This is a genomic window from Nocardia sp. NBC_00565 (genome assembly GCF_036345915.1).
In the GTDB taxonomy this organism is placed as follows: domain Bacteria; phylum Actinomycetota; class Actinomycetes; order Mycobacteriales; family Mycobacteriaceae; genus Nocardia.
On sequence record NZ_CP107785.1, the window covers coordinates 493,176 to 509,689 of the forward strand.

Below are 16,514 nucleotides of genomic sequence, written 5' to 3' on the forward strand. Positions count from 1 at the left end.
TTTGTGCCGCAGAACTTCTACGTAGCGGTTGTGTTGGTCGTGGTGTTCCTTGTGTTGTGCGGAGCCGAGGTCGGAGCGGTTATCGGCGTTGAGGGTCGAGGTGACCACGACCGACAGTTCTTCGGGATGCACGATGAATTTCGCGCTCATCGCGTCGACCACGACACTCTCGGTCGCGACATCCGGGTAGTTCGCGGCGACGCGTTCGAAGGCCTCGTCCCACAGGACCATGCCGTACTGCTTGGACTTTCCGACGGTTATTGCGGTGATCTGGTTGTTCTGCGGTCCCATATTCCGGATGTCGCGGCGATATCCGAAACTAGTGCAGGCGCGGCGGGCGGCGTTACGCGAGACCCGACGATGGTGGCTATGACGGCGTTACCATTTCGGAATGATGGTCTTCCTCGTTGTACTGCTGGCTATTTTCGTGATCGGCGGTGGTGTCGCGGCGCTGATCGTGGTGCTGGTTGTGCGGGCGACGAGGAGGCCTTTACCGCCGGGGCGGCGTGGGTATGCGGGGCAGGGTGGGAGTGACAGCTCGCCTTGGGTTCTTGGAGCGTCTGGGTTCGAGGCGGGGGCGGGTTATGACCCGGGCAGTGGCGGGGGTCATGGCCACGGACACGGTCATGGGCATGGACACGACGGCGGCAGCAGTTGTGGCGGTGGTAGCAGTTGTAGCGGCGGCAGTAGCTGTAGCGGAGGGAGCAGCAGTTGCGGCGGTGGCGGGAGTAGTTGCGGAGGGGGAGGTTCCTGAGAATGGCGCTGTTGCTGGTTTTCTTGATTACGGTCGTGATCATGGGCGGTATTGCAGGCTTCGTGGCGCTGCTTGCCCGATGGCCGATTCGGCCGCCCCGCGGACTCGGCTGGGTCGGGGGAGACAGTTCGCCGTGGTCGGCCGGTGATTCGGGCGACTCGGGAAGCGGGGATAGTGGCAGCGGGGGCAGCTGTGGCGGTGGCGGAAGCAGTTGTGGTGGTGGCGGAAGTAGCTGTGGTGGGGGAGGTTCCTGACCGCGACCGCGCCGCATGAACCGGAAGTGTTGTCACCGCGGGTCAATTCCATTCCCCGGTCGGCATATTCCGCGCTCGGCGTAATCGGCCCGTTCGACTTGACCTCAACACTGCTTCAGGTTCCAGGCTGGTCCAAGTCAGATCGAGCCAGGAATGTTGGAGGTTGTCATGCGCGCAGTGCACGCTACGGAGTTCGGTAGGCCCGAGGTTCTTTCGGTGCGTGAGGTGCCCGAGCCGGTCGCCGGGCCGGGACAGGTCGTCGTAGATGTCGCGGCCGCGGATGTGATGTTCTTGGATGTCCAGCTGCGAAGCGGTTGGGGCACCGAGTTTTTCAAGCTCGAACCGCCTTATGTGCCGGGCGGCGCGGTCGCCGGAGTGGTCGCCACGGTCGGGCCGGACGTCGACCCGAGCTGGGTCGGCAAGCGGGTTGTCACCGATACCGCCGCCAGCGGCATCGGCGGCGGGCAGCCGATCGGCGGCTACGCCGAGCGGGCACTCGCCAAGGCGGAGACCCTGGTCGCCGTGCCCGAGGAGCTGAGCCTGCCGGAAGCGGTGGCGCTCGCCCACGACGGCAAGACCGCGCTCGCCGTCTTCGACCGGGCGGCGATTCGGCCCGGTGAGTGGGTGCTGATCACCGCGGCGGGCGGCGGCTTGGGCACCCTGCTGATCCAACTCGCCCGCGCGGCCGGGGCGCATGTGGTGGCCGCGGCGCGGGGCGACGCCAAACTGGAACTCGCGTCGCGACTCGGCGCGAACGCCGTCGTCGACTACTCCGAACCCGACTGGTCGGCCAAGGCGCACGCCGCGACCGACGGTGTGGGCGCGAACGTCGTATTGGACGGCGCGGGTGGCGCATTGGGCGCCGGCGCGATCGAAGCCGCGGCGGACGGCGGGCGGTTCATCGGATATGGCGCTGCCGCAGGAGAATTCGCCGACTTCGATCGGGAAGCGGTGGCAGCGCGAGGGATTACCGTACTAGGCCTGTTCGACCTGACCGGAGCAGACGAAATCGATTGGCTCGCGCTGGCCGCCCACGCACAGGCCGAAGTTGTCGCCGGGCGGCTGGAAGTCGTTATCGGCCAATCCTTCCCGCTCGAACAGGCCGACCGCGCGCACACTGCGATCGAGTCGCGAAAGGCCGTCGGACGCACACTTCTTACGGTCTGAACGCCCTTCCGTGACAACTTGTCTCACCTAGACTGCGGGCACCCTGGTTCGGCGCTAGGGTGCCCGCGTGGAAACACTGATAATCGTTGTCGCTATTCTCGCCGTGCTCGGTCTTGCCTCGTTCATCGTGCAGTGGGCCAGCAGGCCGCCGAAGAGCGAGTCCCGTTGGGACCGTGACGAAGTCGATGACGACTACGACGGCTGGGAAACCGACTGAACTCAGCCGGCCGGAGTCAGCACCACCACCGCGATGGGCCGCTTGGTCAACTTCTGATACGCGCTGTAGCGCCCCTGATTCACCTTGTCGACGATCGCCCACCGCCGCGCATAATCCGGATCGTCGGGCAAGGTGGCCCGCGCCACCACCGCCATCCTGCGCCGCCCGACCTGAATCTCACACTCCGGCTTCGCCTTCACATTCGCCAACCACCCCGGTGGCCGCGGCGACCCCCCATTCGACGCGGTCACCAAATAATCCACCCCATCCCGCCCATAGGTCAGCGCCGAAGTACGCGCCTGCCCCGACTTGCGCCCCACCGTCCGCAACAACAACGTCGGATTCCCGAACAACAGCCGATGCCCCACCACCCCACCACTGTTCTCATAAACCCACTGATGCACCTTCAGCACATTCCCGAACACACTCACCACAGCCCACCCTCCAACCTGGTCCCAGCGGTTACACCCCCACCCTAACCACCCACCACCCCCCAGCCCCGCGCCTCGCCGCACCATCCAACTGGTGCCCACCCCACCCCACCCGGTAGCATCCCCAACGCTGTCGGTATCCGACACAAGGGGCGGTAGCTCAGTCGGTTAGAGCCGTGGACTCATAATCCATTGGTCGCGGGTTCGAGCCCCGCCCGCCCCACAAACCTCCTGGTCAGCGAGCCAGGTGGAGTGTGGAAGCGTGCCTATTTGGGGCCAACTCTCTATTTATTCTTCATTTTCGTCGGTGAGGGCGAAGGCGTCGAAGCGCTCGCGAGCGTCAGGACCGACGTGAGTTCGCTGGATGTAGTGGCGGCGCGTGATTGCCTCGGTGTTGCCAAGCTGAGCTGCGGCGATGGAGATGTCGGACTGGCCGCCGTCGGCGTCTTCGGCCAGCTGTGTGCGACGGTCTTGCGGGCGGTGTGGGGGTTCTGCGGGATTTCGGTGAATCCGAGCCTTGTGAGGATCCGCTTGAGTTGCTTGCGCGCGTTGCGCGGATCTCGCAGGGTGCCGCGCGCCGATGGGAAGACCAAGTCCTCCGGGTCGTGCGCCACGAGGGCACGCCGCGCGGCCAGCTTCAGTACGGTCCAGTTGTGCAGGAATAGTCGTCGCTTGCCGTTGGGGCCGCCTTTTGGCCCGCGTTCCGCAGAATTCGGGGGTTCTGGAGGGTGTTGACGGTGTGAATCTGCAGGTCGCTGGGTGCGGAACGGGTGCTGCGGGCTGAAATCGCCTAGAGACGCGATTTTCGGATTTCAGTATGCTGGTCTGCTGGTTTGTCGTATCGTCTGGGGTTGTGTACGTGAAGACGACCAAGCGGGACAACAAGTCTGGCGTGGTCAGGTATCTGCATCTGGCGCACAACGTGTGGGATCCGGTCAAGGGTAGGGCGGTGCCGAAGGTGCTGTTCACCTTCGGCCGCGAGGACGACCTCGACCGTGACGCGGTGAAACGCCTGGTGGCGTCGCTGTCGAGGCTGCTGGATCCGGCCGACGCGCTGGCGGCAAGCGCGGCCGGGGAGGGGTTGGCGTTCTGCTCCTCCAGGCCGTTCGGTGGGGCGTATGTGCTCGATCATCTATGGCGGTGGCTGGGCATAGATGCCATCGTCGCCGGGCTGGGGCAACCGAAACGTGGTCGGCACCGCGATGTTTCGGGCATCGAGCGGGTGTTGTTCGCACTGGTGGCCAACCGGGCGCTGGCTCCGTCGTCGAAACTGGCCGCCGCGGAATGGATCTGCCACGACGTGCACATCGATCGCCTGCCCGAAGTCAGCGACGACGCCTGTTATCGGGCGATGGACTGGCTGCACGAATGCAAAGACGAGCTCGAGCGCCAGGTGTTCGACCGGGTCGCGACCTTGTTGAACCTGGAAGTGGATCTGTTGTTCTTCGACACCACCTCAACGTATTTCGAGGTCGAAGGTGCTGATGAGCCGATCGCCCGCGACGCGAAGGGCCGCCCGAACCCCGACAGCGAGGCCGGTGAAGACGCGGCCGGGTTCCGGACGTGGGGCAAGTCCAAGGATTCGCGAGACGACTTGCCGCAGATCGTGATCGGGATGGCGGTGACCCGCGACGGGATTCCGGTGCGGTGCTGGTGCTGGCCGGGTAACGCCTCCGATCAGGTGCTGATCCGGCAGGTGAAAGACGATATACGGGATTGGACGCTATCGAAGATCATCTGGGTGACTGATCGCGGCTTCTCCTCGGCGGAGAACCGCCGCTACCTGCGTCAAGGCGACCACCACTACATCATCGGGGAGAAACTGCGCTCCGGGTCGCCGGAAGTGAAGGCGGCGATGTCGCGGCAAGGCCGTTATCTCGACATCGCCGGCAACATGCGGGTCAAGGAGGTCCACGTCAGCGAGACGGAGCGATTCGTGATCTGTTTCAACCCCGAAGCCGCCGACCGCGATCAGGCCACCCGCGAACAGCTCGTCGCGGCGCTGCGCGAGATGATCGACGGCTCGGATGCGTTGAGCGAGTTCAAGCGCGGTGAGCTGCGCGGCAAGATCGCCGGCAAGCCCGGGTTGAACCGGTTCCTGCGCGTCACCGCTGGCGGCAAGTTGCGCGTCGATGCGGCGAAAATCAAGGCCGAAGCCAACTTCGACGGAAAATACCTACTCCGCTCGTCGGATCCGAAGCTGTCGAGCGAGGACATCGCGGTCGGCTACAAGCAGCTTCTCGAGGTGGAACGAGGCTGGCGTGACATGAAATCGGTGCTGGACCTGCGGCCGGTCTACCACCGGCTCGAAGAACGCATCCGCGCCCACGTCCTGCTCTGCTGGCTGGCATTACTGCTGGTCCGCATCGCCGAAACCCGCACCGGCACAACCTGGCCCACCATTCGCCGCGAACTCGACCGCCTCCACGTCGGCACCTTCACCGGCCCGGCAGGGCTCTTCCGCCGCCTCACCGAAATATCCAAGCCGCAACGCGACCTCCTCTCACGCCTCGGCACCCCCACTCCCAAGCAGATCGTCGACCTCACCCCAACACCCTGACCAGCGCCGATACCCACGCCTAGAGACACGCTCTCCAGGCGCGATTCTCCATGTCAGCCCAGGTCAGAGCCAAAATCGTGACTCCAGACCCTCGGAATTCTGCGGAACCCCGGGCTGACCGCAGCATTGAATGCGTCACTGCCTGGAGCCCAACGCGAGGTCTACTCCCGCACAGGGAAGTCCGACATCTTCATCTACGCCAATACTCTCGACGCCGGGCTCGGCCCGGAAAAGTGTTCATCTGCGAGGCGAAGATCGCCAAAGATGACGGCACAGTAATGCGCGCTCTCGATCCGCAGCTGTTCAGCTACCTGAACACCCACGACACCGCTGCGGTTCTGCTGCTGTTCGTCAAGCAGAAGAAGTTCGATGACGCTGTCCGAGAACGCCTTGCGGCGCTGCGTACGGTTCCAGGATTCGTTGGGGAATCGCCAGGTCCGAGTGGGTGGCCGATCTTCGACTACACCGTCGACGGCCGCAACGTTCAGGTCTGCGTCGCCACCGTCCATATGCCCCCAGGAAAGTCGGATCCATAACGGTGACATCGAAATCGCTGGCAGCCCACCGCGTTCGGTCCATAGCGGCAAGCGCGCCGGGTGCGGCGATCGAGCAGGACGGTGTCGCGCCAAGTCCCGTGGTGTCGGGCAATGCGTTCGCGAACGCCGACAGTGCGGGTATCCGGCGGAGTGGTGCAGGGCGATCCTGGCGCGGTTCTCGGGAAAGATTGAGGTCTGCAACGTCCACAGTCCCGCGTCGTCGGCGGCAGCGACCTGTTTGTGCATCAATGCTTTCCCGACTCCGGGCCCGCGCATGTTCTCAGCGACGTACACCGAGTTCTCGCCAACCCCCTCGAAGGCATCAGGGCCGCCTGCTGGGCTCAGGGTTGCCCAGCCCACGATGACACCGTCGATCTCGTCGAACGAACGATGACCGGAAAGCCGTCGGCTGTCGAGGGTTTCGCGGTCGGGGACCTCGGTGGCGAAGGTGGCGTTGCCGGTCGCGATCCGCGCACTGGTTCGGGTTACGCGGGGACTGCCCGTCGCCACCGGAACCGGTCAGCGACTTCCACAACGACCACACCGCCATCGCCCGCTGCCCCGCATTCCTCGCCTTGGTGATCGCCGCCCGGCCCGTGAGAGGAAGAGATCTGGCCCTCGGGACCGGGGGCGCAACTCGTGGATCGTGCGCAGGGCGTCAGATAGCAACTGGGGCGGCGTCGGTTGTCGCCGTGCTTGGGGGACCGCCTTTGGGGTGCGGCTGGGCATAAGCGAGCCGGCCGTCGCCCGCACGCGGCGGTGGCCTCGGTCAACAGGGTGGGGACGGGGGATTGCAGATCGAGGTGTTTCCATTGGAGCACAACGACTTCACTGATGCGCGCGCCGGTGCCGAGCTTCAGGTAGACGATGTTCGTGATGCCGTTACGGGTGGGCAACCGGGCAGCGTCTTCTTGGGACATAGCGAGGGGATTCAAGATACTGTGTGAGAGAGTGCTGATTCGTACGTGCCCAAAGGGACTCAGATGTCTGTAGTTGAGATTCGGCGAGTCGGGAATGACGTTGTCAACGTTTTGCATGATCCAGAAGCCTGGTTTGCACCAAAGCCCGTGCTCAGCGGATGGGCCGAGATTCGGCAGTCACGGCTGGCGCTGGCGGAGATGGGCGCGTTCGGTGAGGTGGCGATCTCGGAAGCCAACCAGGCAGTAGAGGTACTGACGGTATTCCTTGCCATGTATGCACGCTACCGTCGACGTTCTGTAAACACAGGGAACTCGAATCCTGATGACCGCTTTGCGAAGGACTCTATTCTGGACCTTCGCAATGTAAAGGCGTTTACGGCAACGGCAAAAAGCATCGAGACGGTGCTTCAACGCGTTATGGAGGATTGATTGCGCCTTCCAGATCCTTCCAGATCCAGAGTCCTGCTAATAGGGGCTAGTAAGTTCTCGGACCGAACTCTCCCGGAACTTCCGTCGGTCGCAAACAACATTTCTGATCTCGCAAAACTATTTACCAGCGAGGCAAGTTTTAATCTGCCCGCCGAGTTCTGTACGGCCGTCTTGGACGAGTCCAGTCCGCATGTCCTGGGAAAGTACCTGCAAAGCTTGGCCAACGATGCCGAGGATCTGATGCTCGTATACTACTCCGGCCATGGGCTAATCGGACAAGATGGAGATCTGTATCTGTCGCTACCGCAAACAGATACCGATCGACAACTCGTGACTTTATCCGCATTGCCGTTCAACTGGCTAAAGAAAACCATGGCTACGGCTCGTGCCGCAAATCGTATACTGATACTTGATTGCTGTTTTTCGGGCCTTGCTATTGATGCGATGGGAGACTCTGGCTCGATCGCTCTGGAACAGGTCGAGATATCGGGGACATGTACACTCGCGTCGTCTGCGGCAAATCGGTCTGCGATCGCACCTCTCGGCGAACGCAATACTGCTTACACGGGAGAGTTCTTAGATTTTCTGAGAACCGGCTCTAACGCGGCGCCGGAGCTGCTTACGCTATCAGCGATCCACGAGCACCTTGTCCAAGTTCTGCCCGCGCGGAATTATCCAAGGCCCGAACAGCGCAACACTCATACCGTTGCACAACTTGCCTTGGCCCGAAATAGAGGCTTTGGGGCGAATCATCACCGTGACAGCGATCCGGTGGCAGATGAGTATGATTCATTGTCCCCGATTATTGCCTCCATGACATTCAGGATCGAGCGTTCAGCTGCTCGACATGTTGAATATCTGCAGAACGAGCTTTCGCGTGGGATGCGCAATCTTGACGAGCACTCGGCATTGGACAATCTGGCCATCATCGTCGATGAGTTGGTTGATGACTACGAACCACCGAAGGCGCGACGTTTGAACACCCTGACCTTCTCTCATATCTATAGCAACACGTTGGAGAAGCGCTGGGAAGGCGGTACATCGAGTCGCGAATCATTGCACATGTGCGTATCTGCACTTATAGCGGCTGAAATAGAGAATGGTGGTCAGTCCCGCCTCTCGCGAATCCAGAGCTACAAGTTGGCTGAAATCTATGAGGCGATCGCGTTGCCTTTCCAGGCGCTTTCGCTGCCTCGTCATGCGGCGCAAGCCTGGGGTAGCGCCGCGGATATTCACCGAAAGGCGGAAGATCGCAACTCGGAGGAGCGGTGTAAACTTTGGAAGGCGCGAGCAATTACAATGTCGAGACCGCCACAGAGGCGTTTGGCCGGTTATTTAGCCGATATGTTGTGCGGATACGGATACAGGCCCTTTAGGCTCTTTACTTGGATGTTTCTCCAATATTGCATATTCACCATTTGCATATATGCAGCGTCCGAACTCCCGATTTCGACTGTTGCCAGCATGGCCTTCACTAATTACCTCAGCCCTCTTGATCCGAGCGACACTTCGGACGTTGGCGGTGTAGCTCAACTTCTGCTCGGAATGGAGTCGCTGAGTGGAACAATCATATTGATCGTTCTCGCAGGGCTACTCGGCCGTCGATGGTTTTCCTAGGCCGGTGGAGATACTGCCATGACGAGATGGGCTTGAATTGGGCATAGCATATATCGCGCAGGGCCGGACGCTGCTTGTATGCTATCTGTGGCCACCGGAAATGCCATGGCACCCGTTAGAGTCCGAGGCTGAAAACGACGTGTGATGACGTCCGTTGGAGGATGGCGTCTATACAGATCGAGGTTCATTGGGATGAGTAGGAGCACGCGATGACAGCTCGGATTCGGCTGATCGGAGACGATTCGGGAAGAGAACTGCGTGACTTGATGTCTTGGCTAGAGCGTGAGGACGAGTTTCGTGGACGTATAACTGTCGAGCAGCAGCCCGTACAGCCGGGTGAGATGGGGAGCGGATGGTCAGACGTGCTGATCGTCGCATTCGGGGCCGGTGGAGCCGGTACCGTTCTGGCTACGACAGTGGGGGTATGGATTACGCACCGAAAACCACGAGTTGATATCGAAATCGAGCGCGGTAAGGGCAAGTCGGTCAAGATCACCGGTCGTGATCTGCCTGCGAAAGAGGTGACTGAGCTGCTTCTCAAAGCGCTGGATGATTGAGGCGGTCTTCCCAATACTGCCAGGACTCCGGCAATTAGCTGCGGTGGTATCGGGATGCGATAGCAAACCAGGCACAATGTATGGCAAATCCGCTGGCACGAGGTCGAGGCCTGAGCCTGTTTCCGGCCCAGGTCCCAACTTACTCCCAATTTCATTGGACCTCGGCGAAGTCCTCCAGGTCCTCGCATGCGTCGGGGCCTCCGTGGGTGGGCTAGATGTAGTGCCTCAGGGTTGTGGCGCTGCTGGCTTGTGAAGCGGCTTTCTCGATGTCCTTGTGGCCGATCTTGGTGCCCACGGTTTTTACGGTAGGTGTGCGGGTTCATCGGCAGGACGGGGCAGGCCCACGCGGTTGCGGGCTTCGCCGATCGCGGTGCGGACGTTGTTGGGGTGGCAGAGACCACCCGAGATGCCATGGACAAAAGCATTCAACTGGTCGCGATGTCCAGCCTCCCCCGCTGGGGTTTGACCGTACGTCAGAGCACTCCGAACCAGGCCGCGATCATGCAAATCCTCGCTGATCGGTATGGCTTCTGGGAAGACGACATACCACACCCCGATCCCTTTCACGGACGACTGCATGATCCACACGAACCCTCCCCGGCAGCACCTACGCTCGAACGTCCAGTCTGAAACGAACTGCCGTCGATAGCGGAACCAAGCACGCCTGAAATCACCGAGTGCGGGCACAGTCCTCGGTCAGGGTAGCGGTTCACGTTGAAGACCGTACCGCGCGAACAGGCCGTTACGGCGCGCGATGGAAGGTGTTCATCCCGCGTCGCTCCACGTCAATCGTGGTTCATGTCCTATGATGGGCATAGGACTTGAGCACGCAAGGTGTGGCGATTCATGATCGCGCTGGTCCGCCAGGGAGAAATCGAGGTTCGAGTCCTCGACCGCCACCAACATGGCGTACTCGTTCAATTGGTAGGACACTCCCTCTCTCTACATCAGGCGGAGCCCGATGGTGGTACACGGTCCCATCCGGTTGAGGTGGGACTGGTCAAACGGGTTACGTTCAACCGAGACCGAGTTCCGCGGCGCAACTCCGCCAGCACAGACTCTTGCCGTTTCCCGAGATGTTCGATTACCTGAATCGCATTCCAGCGCGTCAACTCTGGAGTGGAGCGTGCCACGTGGGTGTACCAATTACCCAGAAACTCCAGGGTGAGATCTACGAGAGCACGTCCGGTGTGAGCATCCAATGTGTCGGTCGATGACGCGAATCGGCCATCGTGGAGCGCCGTGTTCCGCAGCGTATAGAGCCATTCGAGGTTGACCTCGAAATCTGTTGCTGTCTCATCGATCCAAGTGGCGAGCGCTGGGGGCGTGGACAGCAAAGTACGCCAGGCTTGCAACCGAAAACCAACTTCGCCCGTCAGGTATTCGGCTATAGCGCTCAGGGCATCTGCGGCAGCGCGCAGCACTGGTTCCGCGTCGGTGTCGGCTGCGAATACGTCGAGCCAGCGGTCGATGTGGTGCAGTGTTCCGTCAGATCCGACGCGGGTCCAAGCGTCGATCGAAACACGGTGAGCGTCAACTGCTTTTGCCTGCTCCAGCGCAGTGTATCGATGGAGAGCGGCCGCGTGCGCTTTCTCGGCTTGTTCCTTGACTGCTGAGTGTTGGCTTTGGATGAAGGAGGTCTCGAGGCTGCGGACCCTGCTCTCCGCCGCACGGACGGCGTCGGTCCGCGCGCGGACTGCGGCTAGCACAGAGGTCCGCACTTGATGGTGTAGATCCGTGAGTTGCTGACGAAGAGCTTGAAGACTGAGCGCACGAGCAAGGCTATTGACACTGGCGCGCTCAGATTTCACCTCCAAAGCCTCCAGAGCGACCCAGCTCAAACCTGCGGCCGTCATGGGGGCTTCGATGACGCGGGCGATATGCGCAGTACGCAGGCATTCGCGAAGCGCAGACGGCCAATTGGTGGTCAATGGATCTGCTGGTGCCGACCCCAATGCGGGCATGGAGAACCGCCGATATCGCCCCGTGCGTGGGTCGCTGACAAGAGTTTCGGGACGCAATCGCAGTTCTGCGACCCGCTGGCCCGCAACGTATTGATCGAGCAATTCTGATGCCTGAAGTCGGCCGAGGTGGGCGGCGCCGCCGAAGTCGCGAGCTCTGACTGTGAAAACCAATAGCACGTGGCCGACCGCGTGATCAGACGACGACCACTGGTTGCGCGCGGTTGAAATGAGGCCAGCTTGATCAGCCAGCGCCACCAGTTCCGTGGTCGGTACACCCCAACTGATGGCCGGTGAGTCAGCGGCGATAGTCGTTGCTGCCGCGGCGGAACCGAGCAGCCCGGTTGCCGACTCCAGTTGGGACGCGCCCTCGACAACTACCGCCACTCGGATATCACGCTCCGCTGGTAGCAGAATTTCAGAAAGTTCGGCAGAGTCCACAGTTCCTCGACTCAACGCCTTCTGCAAGCCCTCGACCAGCATCCGATACCAGCGGCCTTCCATCGTGCAGAAGGCCGCCACCTCCATCGCCAGCCGTTCCGCGACCTCGCCGGTCCTCGTCCCCTCCCACGCGGCCGCGAACTGATCGAGAAGTGCAGCCTTCACCTCCTTAGCGCACCTCGCCAAGTTTGCTGCCGCCCCCGCGCAGTCTTGCGCGCTCGTCAACCCGATCTCGCCCGTCGTCTCAATTGTCCGGAGAGTGGCGACAACTCCGTCGATAATCCCGGCTCCGAAGACCAACCTGGATGATTCGCAGACCTCCCGTGCAGCCACGACCAGTTCAAAAACATTCTTCGCGTAAGGCTGTTGCTTCTTTCGGCCCTCTCGTGCTCTAGACTCCACCGCCGATAGCGCCCGGGCTATCGAGGTCACCACCGTCTGTGTGCTGGCAGAGTGTCTGGTGAAGACCGTTTGCGGATCACACGCCGCCAAAAGAGTCTCCAGCAAAATCTGCTGTAAGTCGCTGAGTTGGCTTGTGTCGTACAGTCGGAGCCACTCGGATCGCCCTCGCACCAATGACATTCCCCGACCCTAGTGGTATCGGTAGCATTCGTGCTGGTAGTCATACAAATCTTCGGCTGCTCGGGCGGACCCTGGTATGGGTCTTGTCGTGGGGTGGGTCGTGGGTCGGCGACCTCCTGGGCGACGTGGAGATGACAGCAGCGTGCCGAGGGGAGAGAGAGGGTACCGATCCGGCATCGACGCCCAGCACCCACGTTACAAAGCAACCTAAGTTCGGCCCTGTCCCCATCAGTTGTGCGTCGATGCCACCAGGACCGAGCGATACCATCCCTCGGATCATTCGACAGGCAGGGCCAGGAAGTCATACCGTGCCGGGCGACCACGGCCCGCACGTCTTGTCGCTGACAGTAGGGTTGCCACCGTGAGATGCCTGCTGATCACGAACCCTCATGCTGCTGACGATCAACTCCGAAACGTAATGGAGGAACTATGCGTCGAGGTCGTCGCGATCGATCGCCTGCATATCGACTGGCTTACCGAGAAGCTCACCCCACCAGCGGATTTCGCCTGCGCGATACTGGCTGAACCCGCTGACGCTGAAGCTGAAGCCGCTGTGTTCGTGGACATCGGCGTCGCGCTCGGTCGAGAAGTGCCGGTCTTCCTGGTAGTCGCTCCCTCCCGGAAGGTCCCACTTGTTCTAGCCGGTCTCACCCGCGTCGACGCCGATCTCGACAATCGCGGCGCACTAGAACTGCACCTCAAGCAATTTCTGCGATCAATTAGCCGTGAAACTCCCCGCGCGCGCCAGCCGCTCGAGCAATCTCCAGCACTCACGCCCGAAGAGGCCGCCGTCGCCCGCACGAGCTTATGGGATCTAGCCCGCGAACCGCGCGGCCATAGCGCGCGGACCTTCGAGCATCTCATGCTGAACCTGCTGGACAGTCCAGGTTCCCAAGTATCCCGGCCGGTTCCGGACGCTGAAGGCGGATGGGACCTATCTCTGTGGGACCGGGGCACCGAACTCGCGATCGACGGTCCCGTACTTATTCAGCTCAAACTGTGGGACTCGCCGCCGCGCCAAGGGCTGATCACGGCCGCTCGCCGCTTCGCCGACCAACTCGCGACAAGACCAGCACCCTTCGGTCTGCTGATCTACCACGTGACCCTCCCAGGGGCATACGACATTCCGTTACCCGTTGAACTAGCATCCCGGATCGTCGTGGTGTCGGCGGGTGACCTCATCGACGTGCTCGCTGAACAACCCATCGGCAAAGTGCTCGTCTCCATGCGAAATGCCATGGTGCACGGAGGCTTTGCTCGTGGCTGAGTTGAGCAGCGCGGCGATCTCAAGCTACATGCGCCAAGCAGTCGACCCTGCGAACTCAACCTACGTGCGCGGCCGTGCCTACGAGGACGTCATGGTCCACATCTTCGAGTCGATAGCTGGATGCGAGACGCAGCGCAACAGCCTGAACCGCTTCGGCTCGGAAGAGGTCGACATAGCGGTCATGAACTTCCGAGAAGACGACGGTCTACGCTTGCTGCCCGAGATTTTCCTCGTCGAGTGCAAGAATTGGAGCAATCCTGTCGACTCTTCAACCGTAAGCACATTCGCCACCAAGATCCGTCACCGCGGATGCTCTCTCGGCGTTCTGGTTGCGGCCAACGGTGTCACCGGTAACCCACATGAGCAGACACGGGCCTACCACTCAGCGGCGTTCGCGTTGACTGAGCAGACGAGAATTCTGTTGCTGACGACGGATGACCTGACCTCGTTGACCTCCAGCAAGGACGTCGTCGCCCTCCTGCACCGCCGTCTGCTCGATCTCGTCGCGGCAGGCACATTCACAACAGCATGACTGTGCGGGCGCCGCGGTCCCAGCTGGACGCAAACAGATCGACCCGGACGAAAGGACAACGAGACACGGTGCCCCAACCCGAACCCGAACCCGAACCCGAACCCGAACCCGAACCCGAACCCGACACCGCACGCCGCGCAAGCCCGCGCCTCCGACCGCTGGTCACTACGACGGCCATACCGTACACGTCGACCTGCTCGGTCAGCCTGCCTCCGCGCCAACACTGCCATCGTTTGCTGCCCCTGGGCAGAAGGGCCACGGAAACAACAACTCTTGTCCGTGGCCATGAGAAAGTGGCTCTGGCGCACTTTCGGTGCAGTTGTCCAGCAATCGCGTTGCGGCGCTGATGGTTCCGTTGTAGATGCTGCTGGTGGCTGTGAGTGTGGTGGAGTCGTCGGTGTGCGGGGTGCTGTTCCCGCATTTGTCCGGGGTTCGAGTTGATGGTGTGGAGGCCCGCGGGTCGACGATCTGGTTCGATGCCGGCACCGACACGGATACCGCCGTCTGCCCGATGTGCGGGACGGCCTCCGACCGGGTCCACAGCCGCTACGTCCGGCATCTGTCGGATCGCAGCGTGAGTGGGCGTGAAGTGCGTATCCGCTTGAAGGTGAGGCGATTCCGATGCGCGGACCGGCGGTGCGCCCGCGTGATTTTCGCGGAGCGGCTCGGTGATCTGGCCGGGCGGTATCAGCGCCGCAGCAGCATGCTGACCACGCTGCTGACCATGGTCGGGCTGGCGTTGGGCGGCCGGGCTGGGCACCGGATGACCCGCCACCTCGCCGCCGAGGTGTCCCGTTCCACGCTGCTGCGGCTGGTCCGAGCGATTCCATTACCGCAGGTCGGCGCACTGCCTGCCGTGGGCATCGACGACTTCGCCATCCGCCGGGGCCGCATCTACGGCACGATCATCGTCGACATGGCCACCCGGCGACCAGTCGACCTGCTCGAAGACCGCACCTCCGATGTGGTGGCCGACTGGCTGCGCGGACATCCGGAGGTCAGGGTCGTCTGTCGCGATCGTGGCGGCCCTTACGCCGATGGCGCCCGCCGCGGCGCTCCCGACGCGATCCAGGTCGCGGACCGCTGGCATTTGCTGCACAACCTCACCACAGCGGTCGACCGAGTCGTGCGTGCGCATCGTAAATGCCTTGTCCAGCAAGATGATACGCATGAGAGTGATCCTGAATCGGTTGCACGGGAACCAGCTACAGTTCTGGCGCTGGGTTCCCGAGACGAGGCAATCCGGCAGCGTTATACGGAGATTCACGAGTTGTTCGCTCGCGGTGTGAACATCACCGTGATCAGTCAGCGGTTGCAGCTGAACCGCAAGACCGTCCGTCGCTACGTCCAGGCCGACGTCGTCGAGCACCTGCTGGCCCCTGCCGCCAAACGCGGCAGCGCGCTCGACGAGCACACCGCTTACCTGCGGCAACGGTGGGACGAGGGGTGCACCAACGCGCTGCGCATGCTCGAAGAGCTGCGGGAACGTGGCTATACCGGCAGCCACCGGTCGGTGCGGCGGCTGGTACAGACCTGGCGCATCGTAACGCCACTACCAGCAGCGAGTACTCCGGCGGCGCCGACGCCTCGTGACGTCGCAGGCTGGATGATGCGGCCTGCGGCCGTGCTGTCCGACGACGAAAAGCGGCAGCTGCAACAGATTCTGGCCGGTTGCGGCACGCTGCGGCAGGTGAACCAGCTCGTCGCCGACTTCGCGGGCATGGTCCGCGAACGCGGCGGCAAACACCTGGACATGTGGATCACCGCCGCCAAGTCCAGCGACATCAAACAGCTCGCCGGTTTCGCCGATGGCCTGCTCAAAGACTATGATGCTGTCCGTAATGGCCTCATGCTCGAGTGGAGCAGCGGCGCTGTCGAAGGCAACGTGAACCGTGTGAAAATGTTGAAGCGGCAAATGTTCGGCAGAGCCAACTTCGACCTTCTCCGCCGCCGCGTACTCCTGGTCGAGTAGCGCACCGTCACCGAAAGTGCGCCAGAGCCACCTACAAATGGCCATTGACAGTCGGGCGTCGCTGGTCACTCTCGAGGGTCATGTTCGACTAATCGTGGCAGTCCCATCTTGCTCATCGCGATCACACCCGCCTCCAGACCCGATCCAGCACCCGGCTACCGTGCGGTGAATGCCCTCTTCTGCCGCATACCGAGCTCTCATGACCGGCCGGGGACTGTCGGATGAACGGCTCACGACGTTGCCATAATCAGACATCGTGACCGGCCAGGGCATGCGTTGAGACTGCGTCCCACGTAAACGTGCCTTCGACTGGGCTC

At 62.0% G+C, this 16,514-nt stretch carries 13 protein-coding genes, 1 tRNA gene and 2 pseudogenes; 10 read left to right on the top strand and 6 right to left on the bottom strand.

The window, feature by feature from the left end; all coding sequences use genetic code 11:
* Positions 1-57 precede the first annotated feature (57 nt).
* Positions 58-243 (bottom strand): annotated as a pseudogene (locus OG874_RS02670) (isocitrate/isopropylmalate family dehydrogenase); the annotation flags it as partial.
* A gap of 933 nt (positions 244-1,176) precedes the next feature.
* Between OG874_RS02670 and OG874_RS02675 the strand changes: the two are divergent.
* Both OG874_RS02675 and OG874_RS02680 read left to right on the top strand, forming a co-directional pair.
* Entirely contained in the window at positions 1,177-2,175 is a 999-nt protein-coding gene (locus tag OG874_RS02675) for a zinc-binding dehydrogenase (RefSeq protein WP_330253535.1), read from the top strand.
* A gap of 67 nt (positions 2,176-2,242) precedes the next feature.
* Positions 2,243-2,392, top strand: a complete 150-nt coding sequence (locus tag OG874_RS02680; protein ID WP_330253536.1) for a hypothetical protein — start codon at positions 2,243-2,245, stop codon at positions 2,390-2,392.
* A 2-nt stretch (positions 2,393-2,394) separates the two neighbouring features.
* Here the strand turns inward: OG874_RS02680 and OG874_RS02685 are convergent, their stop codons facing one another.
* Complete coding sequence (locus tag OG874_RS02685; protein WP_330253537.1) at positions 2,395-2,826, bottom strand: nitroreductase family deazaflavin-dependent oxidoreductase; 432 nt, start codon at positions 2,824-2,826, stop codon at positions 2,395-2,397.
* Positions 2,827-2,972: 146 nt separating this feature from the next.
* Here OG874_RS02685 and OG874_RS02690 point away from each other — a divergent pair.
* Both OG874_RS02690 and OG874_RS02695 read left to right on the top strand, forming a co-directional pair.
* Positions 2,973-3,046, top strand: a tRNA-Ile gene (locus tag OG874_RS02690).
* A 630-nt stretch (positions 3,047-3,676) separates the two neighbouring features.
* On the top strand, positions 3,677-5,383 hold the full coding sequence (locus tag OG874_RS02695) for an IS1634 family transposase (RefSeq protein WP_330253538.1): 1,707 nt from the start codon (positions 3,677-3,679) through the stop codon (positions 5,381-5,383).
* Between the two features lie 194 nt (positions 5,384-5,577).
* Here OG874_RS02695 and OG874_RS02700 read toward each other — a convergent pair whose 3' ends face one another.
* Entirely contained in the window at positions 5,578-5,892 is a 315-nt protein-coding gene (locus OG874_RS02700) for a hypothetical protein (protein ID WP_330253539.1), read from the bottom strand.
* 86 nt (positions 5,893-5,978) lie between these two features.
* Positions 5,979-6,387: pseudogene (locus OG874_RS02705) on the bottom strand (GNAT family N-acetyltransferase); the annotation flags it as partial.
* A gap of 515 nt (positions 6,388-6,902) precedes the next feature.
* Here OG874_RS02705 and OG874_RS02710 point away from each other — a divergent pair.
* From OG874_RS02710 to OG874_RS02720, 3 genes are all read left to right on the top strand, one after another.
* Positions 6,903-7,268 (top strand): hypothetical protein, encoded by a 366-nt coding sequence (locus OG874_RS02710; protein ID WP_330253540.1) that lies wholly within the window; start codon positions 6,903-6,905, stop codon positions 7,266-7,268.
* The gene (locus tag OG874_RS02715; RefSeq protein ID WP_330253541.1) at positions 7,269-8,885 is read left to right on the top strand and encodes a caspase family protein; all 1,617 of its coding nucleotides are present in this window, start codon (positions 7,269-7,271) and stop codon (positions 8,883-8,885) included. It abuts the gene before it with no gap.
* A gap of 209 nt (positions 8,886-9,094) precedes the next feature.
* On the top strand, positions 9,095-9,442 hold the full coding sequence (locus OG874_RS02720; protein ID WP_330253542.1) for an effector-associated constant component EACC1: 348 nt from the start codon (positions 9,095-9,097) through the stop codon (positions 9,440-9,442).
* 300 nt (positions 9,443-9,742) lie between these two features.
* Here OG874_RS02720 and OG874_RS02725 read toward each other — a convergent pair whose 3' ends face one another.
* A complete protein-coding gene (locus tag OG874_RS02725; RefSeq protein ID WP_330253543.1) occupies positions 9,743-10,030 on the bottom strand; it encodes a hypothetical protein in 288 nt (95 codons plus the stop codon).
* Between the two features lie 359 nt (positions 10,031-10,389).
* Positions 10,390-12,009: a hypothetical protein gene (locus OG874_RS02730; protein WP_330253544.1), complete on the bottom strand. Its 1,620-nt coding sequence runs from the start codon at positions 12,007-12,009 to the stop codon at positions 10,390-10,392.
* 970 nt (positions 12,010-12,979) lie between these two features.
* Here OG874_RS02730 and OG874_RS02735 point away from each other — a divergent pair.
* From OG874_RS02735 to OG874_RS02745, 3 genes are all read left to right on the top strand, one after another.
* Positions 12,980-13,693, top strand: a complete 714-nt coding sequence (locus OG874_RS02735) for a hypothetical protein (protein ID WP_330253545.1) — start codon at positions 12,980-12,982, stop codon at positions 13,691-13,693.
* Positions 13,686-14,225 carry a restriction endonuclease gene (locus OG874_RS02740; protein WP_330253546.1) on the top strand — a complete coding sequence of 180 codons (540 nt, stop codon included), beginning with the start codon at positions 13,686-13,688 and terminating at the stop codon, positions 14,223-14,225. Before OG874_RS02735 ends, OG874_RS02740 begins: the two co-directional genes overlap by 8 nt.
* A gap of 361 nt (positions 14,226-14,586) precedes the next feature.
* A complete protein-coding gene (locus OG874_RS02745; RefSeq protein ID WP_330253547.1) occupies positions 14,587-16,197 on the top strand; it encodes an ISL3 family transposase in 1,611 nt (536 codons plus the stop codon).
* Positions 16,198-16,514: the final 317 nt, after the last annotated feature.

What these genes read in the sequence shown, in the direction of transcription:
- OG874_RS02675 (WP_330253535.1), top strand. Translation starts at nt 1,177, where the DNA reads ATGCGCGCAGTGCACGCTACGGAGTTCGGTAGGCCCGAGGTTCTTTCG.
- OG874_RS02700 (WP_330253539.1), bottom strand. Translation starts at nt 5,892, where the DNA reads ATGGACGGTGGCGACGCAGACCTGAACGTTGCGGCCGTCGACGGTGTA.
- OG874_RS02710 (WP_330253540.1), top strand. Translation starts at nt 6,903, where the DNA reads ATGTCTGTAGTTGAGATTCGGCGAGTCGGGAATGACGTTGTCAACGTT.
- OG874_RS02745 (WP_330253547.1), top strand. Translation starts at nt 14,587, where the DNA reads ATGCTGCTGGTGGCTGTGAGTGTGGTGGAGTCGTCGGTGTGCGGGGTG.
- OG874_RS02720 (WP_330253542.1), top strand. Translation starts at nt 9,095, where the DNA reads ATGACAGCTCGGATTCGGCTGATCGGAGACGATTCGGGAAGAGAACTG.